The organism is Nonomuraea sp. 3N208 (genome assembly GCF_052245935.1).
Lineage (GTDB): Bacteria > Actinomycetota > Actinomycetes > Streptosporangiales > Streptosporangiaceae > Nonomuraea.
Window position 1 is genome coordinate 14,846 of record NZ_JBQQBR010000082.1, and the last position, 15,983, is coordinate 30,828.

The following is a 15,983-nucleotide window of genomic DNA, read 5'->3' on the forward strand; positions in this document are numbered from 1 at the left end:
AGCGACGTGCGCCCTCCCGGCCCGGTCCCCGGTAAGCTCCCAGGCACCGGACAGAGGGGGACATCGTGCATCGCCGCCGTACTTATGCCCTGGCGCTCGCCGCATCGGCGCTGGTCGCCGGCATGGGCGCGGCGACCCCCACGCCTACCCCCACCCCGACGCCGACCCCCAAGACCACGCCCACGCCCACCGCCACGCAGAGCGACGGCACGCTGCAGATCCTCACCTACCGCGGCTACGCCGAGTACGGCGGCGTCAGCCCCCAGGTCAACTGGGTGGGCTCGTTCGAGAAGGAGACCGGCTGCCGGATCGCCAAGCTCGACACCGTGCAGACCGCCGAGGACATGGCCATCAGGATCAAGGAGCGGCCCTACGACCTCGTCTCCGCCGGGCCCGCACTGGCGGGCGACCTCATCGCGGCCAAGCAGGTGCAGCCCATCGACCCGGCCAAGGTCAGCGGCTACGAGGACATCGACGAGCGCTTCCGCGACATGATGACGGTGTCGGATGAGGTGCCGGGCTCGGGCACGTCAGACAAGGTCTACGGTGTTCCCTATCTGTGGGGGTATCACGAGTTCATCTACGATCCGGCCAAGGTCAAGGGCGACCTGAAGGAGGCGTTCTCCACCGAGCGCACGGCACTGAAGAACAGCCCGCTGACGATCGCCGACGCCGCCCTGGCCGCAGGGGGTGGCGAGGAGCCGTTCGAGCTGAGCAAGGACCGGCTCGACCGGGCGATGGCGCTGCTGGAGGGGACGAAGGAGCGGACCTACTGGACGAGCCCCATCGATCTGATCAAGGGGTTCGCCACCGGTTCGCTGGATTACGCGCAGGCCACTCCTTACTATCGCCTGCTGCTGCAGAAGGCCGGCCTGCCGGTCAAAGCCCTCCACACGCGTGAGACCACCGGATGGGTCGACTCCTGGATGCTCGGCGCCGGCGTGCCCGACACCACCTGTGCCTATCGCTGGCTGAGCTGGATGACCGAGCCCAACGCGCAGCGCGACGCCGCCGCGTGGGTGGGGCTCGCGCCGGCCAACGACAAAGCGTGCAAGGGACGGGCCAAGCCGATTTGCGAGGTGTACGAGGTCGGCAAGCCCAAGCGCATCGACCGTGTGGCGTTCGCCGAGCTGCCCAGGGGTTGCCGCGCGCAGGACGGGGAATGCACTGACTATGCCGCCTGGTCCAAACGGTGGCAGGAGCTCGTCAAGTAAGCCAAGGGAGTGGGGGCCGTCGACCCCCACGTGATCCCGCCACGGGTCCGCCCTCATCCCCCCCGCTGGGCGCGGCCCGCAGAGGCGCCCCGGGCCCTTCCCCCTGTCCCGGGGCGCCTCGCTATCGGGACGGGAACGCCACGACCGTGGCCATCGGCGCGGGCAGCAGAGCCTCGGCGCAGTCGCCGCAGGCCAGCACCGCGGAGTCGTCGGGCAGCCGGCCCACGCGTACGCGCGGTCGCGGCCACCTCTTATGGCAGACAACACAAGCATCGCCGTCGCGCTGAGCCCAGGTCAGGCCCTCAGGGTCGAACGTCAACATATCCCGCGCCGTTCTTGTCGGACCCCAGTTCATCACGTTTCCAGAAGCCCTCGCCCATCCGTATTCCGGATCCGTTATAACCCTGACCGAGGCCGTGAGCGTCTAGCTGAGCGTCAAGTCAGGGTGAATTCTCTACCGGGGTGACAGGCGTTACACCAACAAAATCGGGCATCCAGCCGCAAGCCGGATGCCCGATACGTGGGGGTTTCTAGAGTTCGGCGATGGCCTTCTCCAGGATGCCGAGGCCCTCCTCGAGGAGGTGCTCGGGGATCACCAGCGGGGGCAGGAAACGCAGCACGTTGCCGTACGTGCCGGCGGTCAGCACCAGCAGGCCCTCGGCGTGGCAACGCTTGACGATCTCCTGTACGGCGGTCGGGTTCGGCTCCTTGGTGCCGGGCTCGACGAGCTCGATCGCGATCATGGCGCCCCGGCCGCGTACGTCACCGATGACGTCGAAGCGCTCCTGCAGCGTCTTGAGCCGGGGAAGCATGATCTCGCCGATCCGGCGGGCCTTGGCGACCAGGTCCTCCTCCTCGATGGTCTCCAGCACGCCGAGCGCTGCCTCGCAGGCGAGGGGATTGCCGCCGTACGTGCCGCCGAGCCCGCCGACGTGCACCTTGTCCATGATCTCCGCCCGGCCGGTCACCGCGGCCAGCGGCAGGCCGCCCGCGATGCCCTTGGCGGTGGTGATGATGTCGGGGACCACGCCCTCGTCCTCGCAGGCGAAGAGCGCGCCGGTCCTGGCGAAGCCCGTCTGCACCTCGTCGGCCACGAAGACGATCCCGTTCTGCGCGCAGAACTCCGCGATGCTGGGCAGGAAGCCCCTGGCCGGCACGATGAAGCCGCCCTCTCCGGCGATCGGCTCGATCACCACGGCCGCCACGTTCTCCGCGCCGATCTGCTTGTTGATCATGTCGATGGCCTGCGCGGCGGCTTCCTCGGCGCAGTTCTCCGGCCCGCTCGGCCAGCGGAACGGGTATGCCAGCGGCACCCGGTAGACCTCCGGCGCGAACGGCCCGAAGCGGTGCTTGTACGGCATGTTCTTGGCCGTCAGCGTCATCGTGAGCAGTGTGCGGCCGTGGTAGCCGTGGTCGAACACCACGACGGCCGGCCTGCCGGTGGCGTGGCGGGCGATCTTGACCGCGTTCTCCACGGCCTCGGCGCCGGAGTTCACCAGGAACGTGCGTTTGTCGTGGTCGCCCGGCGTCAGCTCGTTCAGCCTCTCGCACACCCGGACGTACGACTCATACGGGGTGACCATGAAACAGGTGTGGGTGAAGTCGGCGACCTGTCGCTGGACCCGCTCGACGACCTTGGGAGCGGCGTTGCCCACGTTCGTCACCGCGATGCCCGAGCCGAAGTCGATCAGCGAGTTCCCGTCGGCGTCCTGCACCACGCCGCCGCCGGCGCGGGTGACGAAGACCGGGAGGGTGGTGCCGATGCCAGGTGGGACGGCGGCCTGCTTGCGGGCCAGCAATTCCTGGGACTTGGGGCCGGGGATCGCGGTCACGACGCGCCGCTCCTGGGGAATGCTCATGGCTTTGACGCTACGGCGGCTTCCTACCTGCGCCGATACGTCGATATGTCACACTAGAGGTGGTCGTCTTTGCCGGAATGGACAAACCCGTAATGCCGCCTACGCTCCAGACCGTGGTCCGCCGCATGGGCCTGCGGCCCCTGGCCGGACCCACGTCGTTGACCGCGGTGGTGCGCTGGGTGGCGGTCAGCGAGCTCGCCGACCCGACGCCGTACCTGGAGGGCGACGAGCTGCTGCTCACCACGGGGATGCGCCTGGAAGCTGACATATCCGGCTATGTCGACCGACTGGTGGCGCGCGGGGTCGCGGGGCTCGGCTTCGGGGTCGGAGTCTCGCACGAGGAGGTGCCCGCCGCCCTCGTCGAGGCCGCCGACCGGACCGGGCTGCCGCTGCTTGAAGTGCCGCGCGAGACGCCGTTCATCGCGATCGGCAAGGCGGTCAGCGAGCTCTTGGCCGCCGAGCAGTACGAGGAGATCACCCGCGCCTTCGCCGCACAGGGCCGTCTGACGCGGGCGGCGCTCCGGCCGGAAGGCATGCACGCGGTCATCGACCGGCTGGCCAAGGAGGTCGGCGGCTGGGCGGCGCTGCTCGACGAGACCGGCGAGGTACGCCACGCGACCCGCGGCGCCCACACGCATGCCGTCACCGCAGAACTGGCCCGCCGCTCATCCCCGTCCGCCGTGCCCGCCGCGATGGGCCGTCGCCCCGGATCCGCCCCGCCTGCCGGGACGGGGGAAGAGGCGCGAGGGGGCAGGCTGCCGGCGAGTCTGGCGTTGTCGGGGCCGGGGGAGCACATCGTGGTGCAGCCGTTGGGCGGTGGGCCACGGCCGCGTGGGTTCTTCGCCGTCGGGGCCGAGCAGCCGTTCTCGCCCGTCACCCACACGGTGATCAACGCCGCGGGATCCCTGCTCACGCTCGCGGTGGAGCAGGGCAGGACCCACTTGGCCGCCGAGCGGCGCATCCGCTCGGCGGTGCTCGAGCTACTGCTGGCGGGAGCGGCCGACCAGGCGCACGCCGTGCTGGCCCCACTTGGCGGCCGGCTGCCCGAGGCACCGCTGCTGGTGCTGGCGACGGACGCCGCCGCGCTCGACACGCTGGAAACGCATGTCTTCACGGCGATCCTCGACGAGGACATCGGCGTCGCCACACGGTGGCGGGGCGAGAACGCCGCGAACGTATCGCAGGCCGCGGACACCGGGGCGGCCGTCGCCGGACGCCGGCGGGCCACGGAGCCGATGGCCGTCGTCCTCGTGCCCGAGGGTGCGGCGGACCCGGTGGCGCTGCAGGTGGACGGGCCGGTGGGCATCAGCCTGCCGTCCGGCTACGACCCCGCGGCTTTGCGAGGCGCCCTCGACCAGGCCAGGCGCGCCTTGGACGCGGCCAGGAGCCGCCCGGCGCCGGAGCCGCGGGAGCCGGGGACCGTGAGGCGCGGTGACGCGCCGGGGACCGGCCGGGGCCGCGTGGTGCGGTTCGGCGAGCTGGCCGGTCAGGGGCTGCTCGCGCTGCTCGACTCATCGGCCGCACAGGCGTTCTCGGCCGCGCTCCTGGCCCCCCTCACCGAGTACGGCTCCAGAGCCGACCTGGTCGAGTCGCTCCGCGCGTACCTGGACTGCAACGGCCACTGGGACGCGGCCGCACAGCGCCTCGGCGTGCACCGGCACACGCTGCGCTACCGCATGAAACGCGTCGCCGAGCTGCTCGGCCGCGACCTCGACGACCCAGGCGTGCGCGCCGAGCTGTGGCTCGCGCTCCAAGCCGCGGCCACACCCCGCTGAGCGTCGCGCTACTTGGTCACTGGGGCTACGGCTTCTGCACCAGGTAGCAGCAGATGGTCGCCGTGGTGACCGCCTCATAGGTGCGCCCATCGCGCAGGTGCCCGGCGCGTTCCAAACTGATCGCCCCGTGCGCCGCGGCCCACAGCGCGTCCGCGATCTTGCGAGGCTGGGTGGGCACGAGGTATCCCGCAGAGATGCAGTCGGCGATCACCCGGTCGAGGATGTTCAGCGCCGCCCGCGCCAGGGTCCTGGCACGCTCGCTGGGCTCGAAACCGGGGATGGCCCGCTCGAACATCAGGCTGTAGTAGCCGGACTCGGCCAGGCATGCCTGCCGGTACGCCGGCCCGAGCGCGTGGAGGTGCTCCAGCGGGTTGCGCCGCTGCGGCACCGCTTCCAGGAGGCGGCGGAAGCGCTCGAACCCCTCCAGATAGAGCGCCTCCGCCAAGCCCTCCCGATTGCCGAACATGGTGTAGATGACGGTCGTCGTACAGCCCGCCTCGGCGGCGATCCTGCGCATGGTCAGGCTGTCGGGACCGTCGGTCTCGAGCAGGTTCACCGCCACGTCGAGGAGGCGGGAACGGAGTTCGTCGTGGCTGGCGCGCTCACCCAGGTGGTAAGCGCCCTGCAGCCCCAAAGGCGCCGAGGTCATCATGCCCCCCCTGTGCCCAAGGACCTCTGTGTCCTTGTGACCTCACGCTGTTCGGTCACGGGGCCCACGCCTTTCTCAGATCGGGGGCCCACCGCGCTGGAGACCCGCACCCGTTGACTTAGCCATGGCGGAGATCCCTCAAACCACTCCGCATGGTAAACATCCCGAATTAGGTCTACTTCTGTTACATCATGGGTATACAGAGGGGCTTGTACTTAACGGTGAGCGCTCGTGAGGCTCTTGTGCATCGTGGTGTAATTCCCCGATCCTACGCTTGGCATAACGTCGAGGTATGGACGTGCGTACCTTCTGGCTGGCCGGCCGCCCCGCTATCGGGGACACCGAGCTCACTGTGACCAACTCCCACGACGGCCGGGAGATCGGCAGGCATTCCGTGCCGACCGACGCCCAGGTGGAGGAGGCCGTCGCGGCGGCCCACGCGGTGGCGCGGCAGGCCGCCGCCCTGCCCGTGCACGTACGGGCAGAGGCCCTGGCCCACATCTCGCGCCGGATCGCGGAGCGGGCCGAGGAGATCGCCACCCTCATCACCGCCGAGAACGGCAAACCGATCTTGTGGGCCCGTGGCGAGACCAGCCGGGCCGTCGCCACGTTCCGCTTCGCCGCCGAGGAGGCCCGCCGCTGGTCGGGCGGCGTGCAGCGGCTCGACACCGAGCCGGCCGCGACCGGGCGCCTGGCGTACGTGTCGCGCGTGCCGTACGGGCCCGTGCTGGCGATCACCCCGTTCAACTTCCCGCTGAACCTGGTCGCCCACAAGGTCGCCCCGGCCATCGCCGTCGGCGCGCCGGTCATCGTCAAGCCCGCTCCCGCCACGCCGCTGTCGGCGCTGCTGCTCGGCGAGATCCTGGCCGAGACCGACCTGCCCCTGGGGATGTTCTCGGTGCTGCCCATCGAGAACGAGCGCGCCTCCGCACTGGTCCAGGATCCCCGCCTCCCCGTGGTGTCGTTCACCGGCTCCGCGCCCGTCGGGTACGCCATCGCCGACCAGATTCCGCGTAAGCACGTGACCCTGGAACTGGGCGGCAACGCGGCCGCCGTCGTCCTGGCCGACGCCGACCTGGAGTGGGCCGCCCAGCGCATCGCCCTGTACTCCAACTACCAGGCCGGCCAGAGCTGCATCGCCGTGCAGCGGGTGATCGTCGAACAGCCGGTCTACGACGCCTTCGTCGAGCGCCTCATTCCCGCCGTGACCGGCCTCGTCACCGGCGACCCCGCCGACGAGAAGACCCAGGTGGGCCCGCTCGTCTCGGAGCACGCCGCGGAACGGGTCGAGCAGTGGGTTCAGGAAGCCGTCGCGGCCGGGGCAAAGGTCCTCGCGGGCGGCACCCGGGAAGGGGCCGCGATCGCGCCGACGGTCCTGACCGACGTGCCACACGACGCGAAGGTGGCCTGCGAGGAGGTCTTCGGCCCCGTCATGATCCTCCAGCCCGCCGCCTCGGTCGACGAGGCGTACGCGATGGTCAACGACTCCAAGTACGGTCTGCAGGCCGGGGTGTTCACCCGCTCGCTGGACGCCGCGTTCCAGGCGAACCGGGAACTGGAGGTGGGCGGCGTCATCATCGGTGACGTGCCGTCGTACCGGGCCGACCAGATGCCGTACGGCGGGGTGAAGGACTCGGGCATCGGCCGGGAGGGGCTGCACTCGGCCATGGAGGACCTGACGTACGAGAAGGTCATGGTCCTGACCGGCTTGACGCTCTAGCCGGATCGACAGGCCCGCGAACTCACGTGCGGGCAGGTCATGCGCGTTGTGCCGTGGTGAAGAGGGCCTTGGCGGCGTCGCCCAGGTACGGGCCGTACATGGTGCGCGGGTCGTCGCTGTACTTGAAGCTGCTCAGCGACGTGATCGTGCCCTTGCCGGTGCCGGCGTCGAACCCGGTCATCCAGGGCCCGCCGCTCGCGCCCGCCGTCATGTCGCAGCCGAGGCCCTGGTCGCGGGTCTGGCCGTGCGGGTCGTTCCGCAGCCGACCGGCGCAGTAGACCAGCTGGCCGCCGTTGTAGGGCGGGTCGGAGGGATAGCCGAAGCCGAACGCCTGGCCGCCGCGCGGCGCGTTGAAGGCGATCTCCTGCGTGCCCACCGCGTCGGCCACGTGCCTGCCGCCCGACGTGGCCAGTGCCACCATGGCGACGTCGTAGTCGTCGTTCCCCTCGCGCGACCAGCGCTCGGCGACGAACATGCGGCGGGCCGCGTACCGGCCGTACGGGTGCTCACCGCCGGTGCCGTAACCGGGGACGAACGTCCAGTTCGCGGCCCACTCGCCGGCGCCGTCCTTGACGCAGTGGCCCGCGGTGACCACGACGTCCCTGTTGGCGCTCGTCACCGTGCTGGCCGAGCAGACGAAGTCGGCGCCGCCCACCGTCATGAACACCCGCCCCGTGGTCCTGGCCACGGCGCCGCCGGTGATCCAGTGCGCGCCGATCGTGTTCGCCTCCGGCCTGGCCGCCTGTTGACGGCTCGGCATGGGCAGTTTGGAGGCGGCCGCCCGCGGGGAGGCCGGCGCACCCTGCCGCGGGACGCGCTGTGCCAGAGCGGTTTTCGCGCGCACGACTTTCGTGGCGGCGTCCACGCCGACCAGTTGCCGCGCGGACCTGCTCAGGGCCGCCCCGCCGGGCAGCCCGTTCAGCAGGCGCTCGCCGTCCGTCACGATGTCGAGCAGGCCGATCGGCAGCGCTTCGGCCATGCGCTGCGGTGTCCAGTAGGCGAGCACGCGCTGCTGCTCGGCGGCGGTGCGGGCGGCCACGTGCTCGACTACCCGGGCGTGCTCAAGGGTGTGGACGGGCGTGGTCACAAGGCCGTCGTCCTGCCGCGGGCCGGGAGCCGCACCGAGGAGTGCGGGTCCCATCAGCCCCGCCAGGAGCGGGGCGGCCACCAGCAGGGGGGTGCTCAGCGTCATGGCCCTCGAGTCTGCACCACAACGTGTGTTCTTGTGACTACTTTCGGTAAATCCCTCAGAGTGCGCCTGTGGTTTGCGCGGCTTGGTAGACCGCTTGGGCCTCGTTCCCGAAATATGGGCCGAACATCCAGTTGGCGGCGAAGTTGTATTTGAAGCTGTTGACCGAATTGACGGTGCCCAGTCCGGTGGACTCGTTGAAACTCTGCATCCATGGACCGCCGCTCGAACCGCCTGTCATGTTACAGGTCAGGCCGAGATCGTCGGACATCAGGAAGTCGTCGAAGGTGCGGCCGCTGCAGTAGACGAGCTTCGAGCCGTCGTACGGGGCCGCGGCCGGGTAGCCGAAGGCGTACATCTGCTGCCGTCTCTGCTGGTTGAACGCCACCCCCTGACCGCCGACGACGTCGACCAGCGTCTTGCCGTCGAGCGGTGCCACCACGGCGGCGGCCACGTCGAAGTTGATGTCCTCCCTGGCGTTCCATTGCTGCGTGGTCAGCAATTTCGTGGCGGCCCAGGTCCCGAAGGGGCGGCTGCCCTTGTCGTAGCCCGGCACGAAGACCCAGTTCGTGTGGAAGGCGCCGTTCAGCTTCACGCAGTGGCCCGCGGTGATCACCACGCTCTTGTTCGCACTGGTCACCGCCGATCCCGAGCACGAGGCGTTGCGGCCCTGCGTGGTGAAGAAGATCCGCCCGGTGGTCTTCACGACCGCGCCACCGCCGGTCCACGGCTCACCACCGCTCCTGGCCGCCTGCAACACCGGGCCACCGCTGGACGCGTTGGTGGGCCCGCTAGTAGGCACTGCCGACCACGGGGTGCCCTCGGCCGACGTGGCGAGCTTCATGCCCTTCTTGGGACCCGGGGCGGCCAGCGGCTCGGCCGACTCCATCTTCTGCTCGGTCCAGTACCCGAGGACCTGCCGCTGCTCGGACGCCGAGTCGGCGGCCGCGTGCTGGGCGGGCTTCGGCCGCATCTGGACGTGGGCCTGTGCCGCTGTCGCGGGGAGCAGGGCGGCGGTCCCCGTGGCGAGGACGAGGGTGGAAAGCAGGGCGACTCTGCGGTGCATTACGTACCTCCCGAAAACGGACTTGGGGTTGGAAGGTAGCCGCCGCAATATCCAGATTTCTCAAGATTCGCGCATACCGATATAGCGATATTCCGACGTAAATCGACTCTGATATCTCGCGTCACATAAGTAAGGGAATTTCGGCACGCCCGGCACCCGGTGCTCGGCCGCCCTCCGCAGCGGGGACAATGGACGAGTGCATGCAGAGACCCTCCGCTCCGTCGTCCTGCTCGGCTCCACCGGTTCGATCGGCACCCAGGCCCTCGACGTCATGGCCGCCAACCCCCGCGGCTTCAAGGTCGCGGCGCTGGCGGCCGGGGGCGGCCGTGCCGACCTGCTGGCCAGGCAGGCCGCCGAGTTCGGCGTCGAGGCGGTGGCGGTGGCGGACGAGGCGGCCGTGCCCGCCTTGAAGGAGGCGCTGGCCGCGCACGGCGCCCGGCCCGAGGTGTTCGCCGGTCACGACGGGGTCGCGCAGGTGGCGGCGTGGCCGTGCGACACCGTGCTCAACGGCATCACCGGCGCGCTCGGGCTGACCTCCACGCTCGTCGCACTCGAAGCGGGCAGGACGCTGGCCCTGGCCAACAAGGAATCGCTGATCATCGGCGGTCCGCTGGTGAAGCGGCTGGCCAAGCCCGGTCAGCTGCTGCCGGTCGACTCCGAGCACTCGGCGCTGCAGCAGTGCCTGTGGGCCTCGGGCCCCGGCGCGTACGACCCTGACAGCGTCAAGCGGCTCGTGGTGACCGCCAGCGGCGGGCCGTTCCGTGGCATGAGGCGCGAGGAGATGGCCGAGGTCACCCCCGAGATGGCGCTGGCCCACCCCACCTGGTCCATGGGGCCGGTGATCACCATCAACTCCGCGACTCTGGTCAACAAGGGGCTGGAGGTGATCGAGGCGCATCTGCTGTTCGACCTGGACTTCGACCGGATCGAGGTGGTGGTGCACCCGCAGTCGATCATCCACTCCATGGTCGAATACGTGGACGGCTCGACCATGGCCCAGGCCAGCCCGCCCGACATGCGCCTGCCGATCGCGCTCGCGCTCGGACACCCGCACCGCGTGCCCGGCGCGGCCCGGGCCATCGACTGGAGTAAAGCGCACACGTGGACGTTCGAGCCGCTCGACGACGTGGCCTTCCCGGCCGTGGCCCTGGCCAGGCACGTCGGCACCGAGGGCGGCACCGCGCCAGCCGTCTACAACGCGGCCAACGAGACCTGCGTGGAGGCGTTCACGCGCGGCGAGCTGCCGTTCCTGGCGATCGTCGATACCGTCGCCAAGGTCGTCGAGGAACACACCGTGACCCCGGCGGACTCGGTCGAAGAGGTGCTCGCCGCCGACGCGTGGGCCCGTGCGCGTGCGGCCGAACTCACAGCCGTGCAGTCGCGCTAGCTACATAAACTTGAAACCGTCGCCACAGTAAGGGTTGAAATGTCTTCCGTAGCTCTCGGCATCCCGACCGTCCGCCCCAAGCCGCTCGCCGAACGCCGCCACTCCCGCCAGATCATGGTCGGCAACGTGCCCGTGGGCGGCGACGCGCCCGTCTCGGTGCAGTCGATGACGACCACGGTGACCGCCGACGTCAACGCCACCTTGCAGCAGATCGCGGCGCTGACGGCGTCGGGCTGCCAGATCGTCCGCGTGGCCGTCCCGTCCCAGGACGACGCGGACGCGCTGCCGATCATCGCGAAGAAGTCCCAGATCCCGGTCATCGCCGACATCCATTTCCAGCCGAAGTACGTGTTCGCCGCCATCGAGGCGGGCTGCGCGGCCGTCCGGGTCAACCCCGGAAATATCAAGAAATTCGATGACAAGGTAGGCGAGATCGCCCGCGCTGCCGCCGACCACGGCGTCCCCATCCGGATCGGCGTCAACGCCGGCTCCCTCGACCCCCGCCTGCTCCAGAAGTACGGCAAGGCCACCCCCGAGGCCCTGGTCGAGTCGGCGCTGTGGGAATGCTCCCTCTTCGAGGAGCACGGCTTCCGCGACATCAAGATCTCGGTCAAGCACAACGACCCCGTCGTCATGATCAACGCGTACCGCCTGCTGGCCGCCCAGTGCGACTACCCCCTGCATCTGGGCGTCACGGAGGCCGGGCCCGCCTTCCAGGGCACGATCAAGTCCGCCGTGGCCTTCGGCGCGTTGCTGGCCGAGGGCATCGGCGACACGATCCGCGTCTCGCTCTCCGCGCCCCCAGTCGAGGAGGTCAAGGTCGGCACGCAGATCCTGGAGTCGCTCGGGCTGCGGGAACGCGGCCTGGAGATCGTCTCCTGCCCGTCGTGCGGTCGTGCCCAGGTGGACGTCTACACGCTGGCCGAGCAGGTGCAAGCCGGCCTGGAGGGCATGAAGGTCCCGCTCCGGGTGGCCGTGATGGGCTGCGTGGTCAACGGCCCCGGTGAGGCCCGCGAGGCGGACCTCGGGGTGGCTTCCGGCAACGGCAAGGGGCAGATCTTCGTCAAGGGCGAGGTCATCAAGACCGTGCCGGAGTCGCAGATCGTGGAGACTCTGATTGAGGAGGCGCTGCGGCTGGCCGAGGAGATGGGCGTCGAGGTCGACCTCGACGACGACTCCGGCCCCGTGGTCACGGTGAGCTGACAAGATCTGGGCTGGGCGAGTGCCTCGCCCAGCCCAGATCTTGTGGCCTGCTTGGCCAGGCTACTCTCTGCCATGGACCGATTACAGAATGGCAAGCATTTCCCCATACCCACCGTCACGGCGCGGTCGCTCACGGGAGCATCGCAAAGGCCTATGACTTGGGAAGGGGACCGGGTGAAGCGGGTAGTTGGGGTTGTCGCCGGAATGGCGATGCTCGTCGCCGGGGTCGTGATCGCCGGCGGCGGGGCGCCGGCCGTCGCCGCCGGGAAAGCGCCAGTGGCCTGGGGGGCCTGTCCGGCGGTGCCAGGGAAGGCGGCGAACGCGAACATCGAGTGCGCCACAGTGCGGGTGCCGCTCGACTACCGCCAGCCCATGGGGCAGTCGATCAAAGTGGCGATCAACCGGATCAGGGCCAAAGTGTCGCGTGACGCCAACCACCTCGGCACGCTGCTGATCAACCCGGGCGGTCCCGGGGCGTCCGGGCGGAACCTGACCGAGTACGTGGCCGCGGCGTTGCCGGCCAAGGTGAGCGAGCGTTACGACATCGTGGGGTTCGATCCGCGCGGCGTCGGAGCCAGCGAGCCGGCGCTGCACTGCGTGGACCCGGAGGTCTACTACAAGGCCCCGAGACCGGACGCCATACCGCGGACAGGGGGCGAGGAACGGGTCCTGCTGGGCAGAGCCGCCGAGTACGCCACCCGCTGCGGCAACTTCTGGTCCTGGCTGCTGCCGCACCTGAGCACCGAGAACTCGGCCAGGGACATGGACGTGATCCGCGCGGCCCTGGGTGAGGAGCAGATCAGCTACCTGGGCTACTCGTACGGCACCTACCTGGGCGCCGTGTACGCCACGCTCTTCCCGCACCGGGTCAAGCGCCTGGTCCTGGACAGCAACGTGGACCCGACCGGCGTCTGGTACAGGTCGAACCTGGCGCAGGACCAGGCCTTCGAGCGCCGGCACCGGCAGTTCCTCGCCTGGACGGCCAAACACCATTCCACGTACAAGCTGGGCACGACGCCCACGCAGACGTCCTTCGCCTACTACGCGATGCGCGACCGGCTGCGGACCCGTCCGGCCGGCGGCGTCGTGGGCCCGAGCGAGCTCGACGACACCTTCACCGTCGCAGGGTACGGCGACCGCGTGTGGCCCCGGTTCGCCCAGGCGTGGTCGTCCTACGTGCGCGAGGGCGATGTGAAGGGCCTGGTCGGCATCTATACCAAGCACGGCAAGAACGACACCGCCAAGGAGAACGGCTACGCCGTCTACCTCGGCGTCCAGTGCCGCGATGCCACCTGGCCGCGCCAATGGGAGACGTGGCGGGCCGACATGACCAAGATGCATCGCCAGGCGCCGTTCCTGACCTGGTCGAACGCCTGGTTCAACGCCCCCTGCGCCTTCTGGCCGGTCGCGGGTGGGCAACCGGTCGAGGTGCACGGCTCGCTCAAGCTACCGCCCATTCTCATGCTCCAGTCCCGCGGTGACGCCGCGACGCCGTACGTGGGGGCTCTGCGGATGCGCGAGCGCTTCCCCACCGCGCGCATGGTGGTGGACAAGGGCGGCAACCATGGGGCGTCGCTGGCGGGGAACCAGTGCGTGGACCGGCATCTGGCCGCGTACCTGACGGACGGGTCCGTGCCGCCGCGTGACGCGGTCTGCGACCCGCTGCCCGAGCCCCGTCCCGCCGCGCCCGCCCGCATGGCGGCGGAGGGGCCGGTTCAGCACAACGACCTCCTGGGGGTGCTCACCGGACTGCTTGGAGCACGATGACGTCAAGAAAGGGTTACCGTGAGGATCGCGTGATGAGCTAATCGGTGACCCTTCGCGTAGTCTGACCATGTGATGCTGCGTACATCGGCGTCGCGTGTGCTTGACGACAGCGACCGGGACGAGGTTCTCGCACTGCTGGACTCCGATCCGGTCGCCAACGTCTTCGTCTCCTCCAGGGTGCGGGCCGTCGGACTCAATCCGGCGCGGCTCGGCGGGCAGATGTGGGGATTCGGGCCGCGCGGTGGCCTCGTGTCACTCTGCTACGCGGGGGCCAACATGGTGCCGGTCTGCGCCGGTCCCGAGGCTGTGCACGCGTTCGCCGACCGTGCCCGCAAACAGGGGCGGCGCTGCTCGTCCATCGTGGGCCCCGTGGACGCGGTGTCCCTGCTGTGGGAGCGGCTTGAGCCGTACTGGGGCCGGGCCCGCGCGATCCGCTGGGCGCAGCCGGTCATGGCCACCTCGCGCAAGCCGCCGGTGCCCGCCGACCCGCTGGTCCGGCGGGTGCGGCCGGAGGAGTTCGAGATCCTGCTGCCGGCGTGCGTGGCCATGTTCACCGAGGAAGTCGGCGTCTCGCCCAACGTTGGCGACGGCGGCGCGCTCTACCGCACCAGGGTCGCCGAGCTGATCAGGATCGGCCGGTCCTACGCGCGCATCGACAACGGGAAGGTCGTGTTCAAGGCGGAGGTGGGGGCGGTCACGCCCCAGGCCTGCCAGATTCAGGGCGTCTGGGTGGACCCCGAGCTGCGCGGCAGGGGGCACGCGGTGGCGGGCATGGCCGCCGTGGTCGAGGCCGCCATGGAGTGCTTCGCCCCCTTGGTTACCTTGTACGTCAACGACTACAACCGCTCGGCGCGAGCCGTCTACCGCAAGGTCGGCTTCGTCGAAGTGGACACCTTCATGTCCGTGCTCTTTTAGAGACGTACGAGTTTGTCGAACAACCGGGCCAGCTCCGTGTCCGGGTCCGCGGTGAGGCCCGCGTGCACCGGGCCGGTCTGCACGCTCGTGCTGCGGGGCGCCGTCAGCCAGCGGAACCTGCTACCGAGCGACTCCGACTCCAGCGGCCCCGCCTCGTCGCCGCAGGCCAGCTCGTACGCGCTGAGCGCCCGGCGGACCGCCTCCACGTCGGCCGTCGGGTCGAGCGCGCGCAGCCGGGCCGGATCCAGCTCGACCCGAGCGCACAGGTAGCCGCGCGGCTGGCAGTAGAGCAGCACGCCCGCGTTGATCAGCTCGCCCCGCTCCACCTTGGGGATCACGCGGATGACCGCGTACTCGTACACGTCTCTGGTCACCGGCCGCCTCCCCGCCAGAACTCGCCGACGGACCCCGGCCCGGACCGCCGCGTGGCCCGCTCCTCGCCGCGCACCAGCCACTCGCGCGGCCCGTGCGCCCGCCGCAACAGATGATCGACGTACGCCTCCCGCACCGCCTGCGGGTCGTCGAATCCGGGCTCGCCGTCGAGCCACTCGTCCGGGACCAGAGCCGTCACGGTCTCCAGCAGCTCGCGCGTGATCTTCCTCGCCAGGTCCGCGCCCGCGGCCGTCACATCGCCGGCGAACGGTGCGAGCACGTGGTCGCCGGCATCGAACGGGCGCTGCGGATCCGCCGTGGGCCAGTTGTGATGGAACCAGAGCGACGCGCCGTGGTCGATCAGCCAGGTGTCGCGGTGCCAGACCAGCAGGTTGGGGTTGCGCCAGCTCCGGTCGATGTTGTGGATGAGGCCGTCGAACCACACCACCCGCGCCGCGAACACCGGGTCCGCCACCCACGCCAGCGGATCGAACCCCAGCGCGCCCGGCAGGAAGTCCACCGCCAGGTTGAGCCCGGTGCTGGCCTTGAGCAGGTCCTGGACCTCCTCGTCCGGCTCGCGGATGCCGAGCTGCGGGTCCAGGTCGATGAGCTTGAGCTCGGGGGTCCTGAGCCCCAGCCGACGGGCCAGCTCGCCGGCGATGATCTCGGCGACCAGCACCCGGCGGCCCTGACCCGCCTCGCGGAACTTCACGACGTAGGTGCCCAGGTCATCGGCCTCGATGACGCCGGGCAGCGACCCGCCCTCCCGCAGCGGGGTCACATAACGGGTGGCTGCGATCTTATCCAGCACGAGACGAGGCTACCGCCCATCCGAAACACCCTCCTCCCCAGGCCCTCCCCGCCTCC

Annotated in this window: 14 protein-coding genes; 7 read left to right on the plus strand and 7 right to left on the minus strand. The window is 70.1% G+C overall.

Features of this window, described 5'->3' with window-relative positions:
* Window positions 1-65: 65 nt before the first annotated feature.
* Window positions 66-1,214, plus strand: a complete 1,149-nt coding sequence (locus tag ACTWPT_RS57800; protein WP_443186076.1) for an extracellular solute-binding protein — start codon at window positions 66-68, stop codon at window positions 1,212-1,214.
* 121 nt (window positions 1,215-1,335) lie between these two features.
* Here the strand turns inward: ACTWPT_RS57800 and ACTWPT_RS57805 are convergent, their stop codons facing one another.
* Together ACTWPT_RS57805 and gabT are read right to left on the minus strand one after the other, a co-directional pair.
* Complete coding sequence (locus ACTWPT_RS57805) at window positions 1,336-1,536, minus strand: hypothetical protein (protein WP_393161642.1); 201 nt, start codon at window positions 1,534-1,536, stop codon at window positions 1,336-1,338.
* A 208-nt stretch (window positions 1,537-1,744) separates the two neighbouring features.
* Window positions 1,745-3,073 (minus strand): 4-aminobutyrate--2-oxoglutarate transaminase, encoded by a 1,329-nt coding sequence (gene gabT / locus ACTWPT_RS57810; RefSeq protein WP_443186077.1) that lies wholly within the window; start codon window positions 3,071-3,073, stop codon window positions 1,745-1,747.
* Window positions 3,074-3,186: 113 nt separating this feature from the next.
* On the opposite strand from gabT, the gene ACTWPT_RS57815 reads away from it, so the two are divergent.
* Window positions 3,187-4,848: a PucR family transcriptional regulator gene (locus ACTWPT_RS57815; RefSeq protein ID WP_443186078.1), complete on the plus strand. Its 1,662-nt coding sequence runs from the start codon at window positions 3,187-3,189 to the stop codon at window positions 4,846-4,848.
* A gap of 25 nt (window positions 4,849-4,873) precedes the next feature.
* Here ACTWPT_RS57815 and ACTWPT_RS57820 read toward each other — a convergent pair whose 3' ends face one another.
* Window positions 4,874-5,497, minus strand: a complete 624-nt coding sequence (locus ACTWPT_RS57820; RefSeq protein WP_443186079.1) for a TetR/AcrR family transcriptional regulator — start codon at window positions 5,495-5,497, stop codon at window positions 4,874-4,876.
* A gap of 292 nt (window positions 5,498-5,789) precedes the next feature.
* Here ACTWPT_RS57820 and ACTWPT_RS57825 point away from each other — a divergent pair, with 292 nt between their 5' ends.
* Window positions 5,790-7,217 carry an aldehyde dehydrogenase family protein gene (locus ACTWPT_RS57825; protein ID WP_443186080.1) on the plus strand — a complete coding sequence of 476 codons (1,428 nt, stop codon included), beginning with the start codon at window positions 5,790-5,792 and terminating at the stop codon, window positions 7,215-7,217.
* A 37-nt stretch (window positions 7,218-7,254) separates the two neighbouring features.
* Here ACTWPT_RS57825 and ACTWPT_RS57830 read toward each other — a convergent pair whose 3' ends face one another.
* Complete coding sequence (locus ACTWPT_RS57830; RefSeq protein ID WP_443186081.1) at window positions 7,255-8,409, minus strand: trypsin-like serine peptidase; 1,155 nt, start codon at window positions 8,407-8,409, stop codon at window positions 7,255-7,257.
* Between the two features lie 55 nt (window positions 8,410-8,464).
* Window positions 8,465-9,472 carry a trypsin-like serine peptidase gene (locus ACTWPT_RS57835; protein ID WP_443186082.1) on the minus strand — a complete coding sequence of 336 codons (1,008 nt, stop codon included), beginning with the start codon at window positions 9,470-9,472 and terminating at the stop codon, window positions 8,465-8,467.
* A 196-nt stretch (window positions 9,473-9,668) separates the two neighbouring features.
* Here ACTWPT_RS57835 and dxr point away from each other — a divergent pair, with 196 nt between their 5' ends.
* The 4 genes from dxr (at window position 9,669) to ACTWPT_RS57855 (ending at window position 14,744) form a co-directional block, all read left to right on the plus strand.
* Window positions 9,669-10,859 carry a 1-deoxy-D-xylulose-5-phosphate reductoisomerase gene (gene dxr / locus ACTWPT_RS57840; protein WP_443186083.1) on the plus strand — a complete coding sequence of 397 codons (1,191 nt, stop codon included), beginning with the start codon at window positions 9,669-9,671 and terminating at the stop codon, window positions 10,857-10,859.
* Between the two features lie 39 nt (window positions 10,860-10,898).
* Window positions 10,899-12,062 (plus strand): flavodoxin-dependent (E)-4-hydroxy-3-methylbut-2-enyl-diphosphate synthase, encoded by a 1,164-nt coding sequence (gene ispG / locus ACTWPT_RS57845; protein ID WP_443186084.1) that lies wholly within the window; start codon window positions 10,899-10,901, stop codon window positions 12,060-12,062.
* Between the two features lie 174 nt (window positions 12,063-12,236).
* Window positions 12,237-13,829 (plus strand): alpha/beta hydrolase, encoded by a 1,593-nt coding sequence (locus tag ACTWPT_RS57850; protein ID WP_443186085.1) that lies wholly within the window; start codon window positions 12,237-12,239, stop codon window positions 13,827-13,829.
* A gap of 72 nt (window positions 13,830-13,901) precedes the next feature.
* Entirely contained in the window at window positions 13,902-14,744 is an 843-nt protein-coding gene (locus ACTWPT_RS57855; protein ID WP_443186089.1) for a GNAT family N-acetyltransferase, read from the plus strand.
* On the opposite strand, the gene ACTWPT_RS57860 is transcribed toward ACTWPT_RS57855, so the two are convergent.
* A complete protein-coding gene (locus tag ACTWPT_RS57860; protein WP_443186086.1) occupies window positions 14,741-15,118 on the minus strand; it encodes a DUF3037 domain-containing protein in 378 nt (125 codons plus the stop codon). The genes ACTWPT_RS57855 and ACTWPT_RS57860 overlap by 4 nt on opposite strands.
* Window positions 15,115-15,927, minus strand: coding sequence for a HipA family kinase (locus ACTWPT_RS57865; protein WP_443186087.1), 813 nt, complete (start codon window positions 15,925-15,927; stop codon window positions 15,115-15,117). The genes ACTWPT_RS57860 and ACTWPT_RS57865 overlap by 4 nt, the downstream gene beginning before the upstream one ends.
* Window positions 15,928-15,983: the final 56 nt, after the last annotated feature.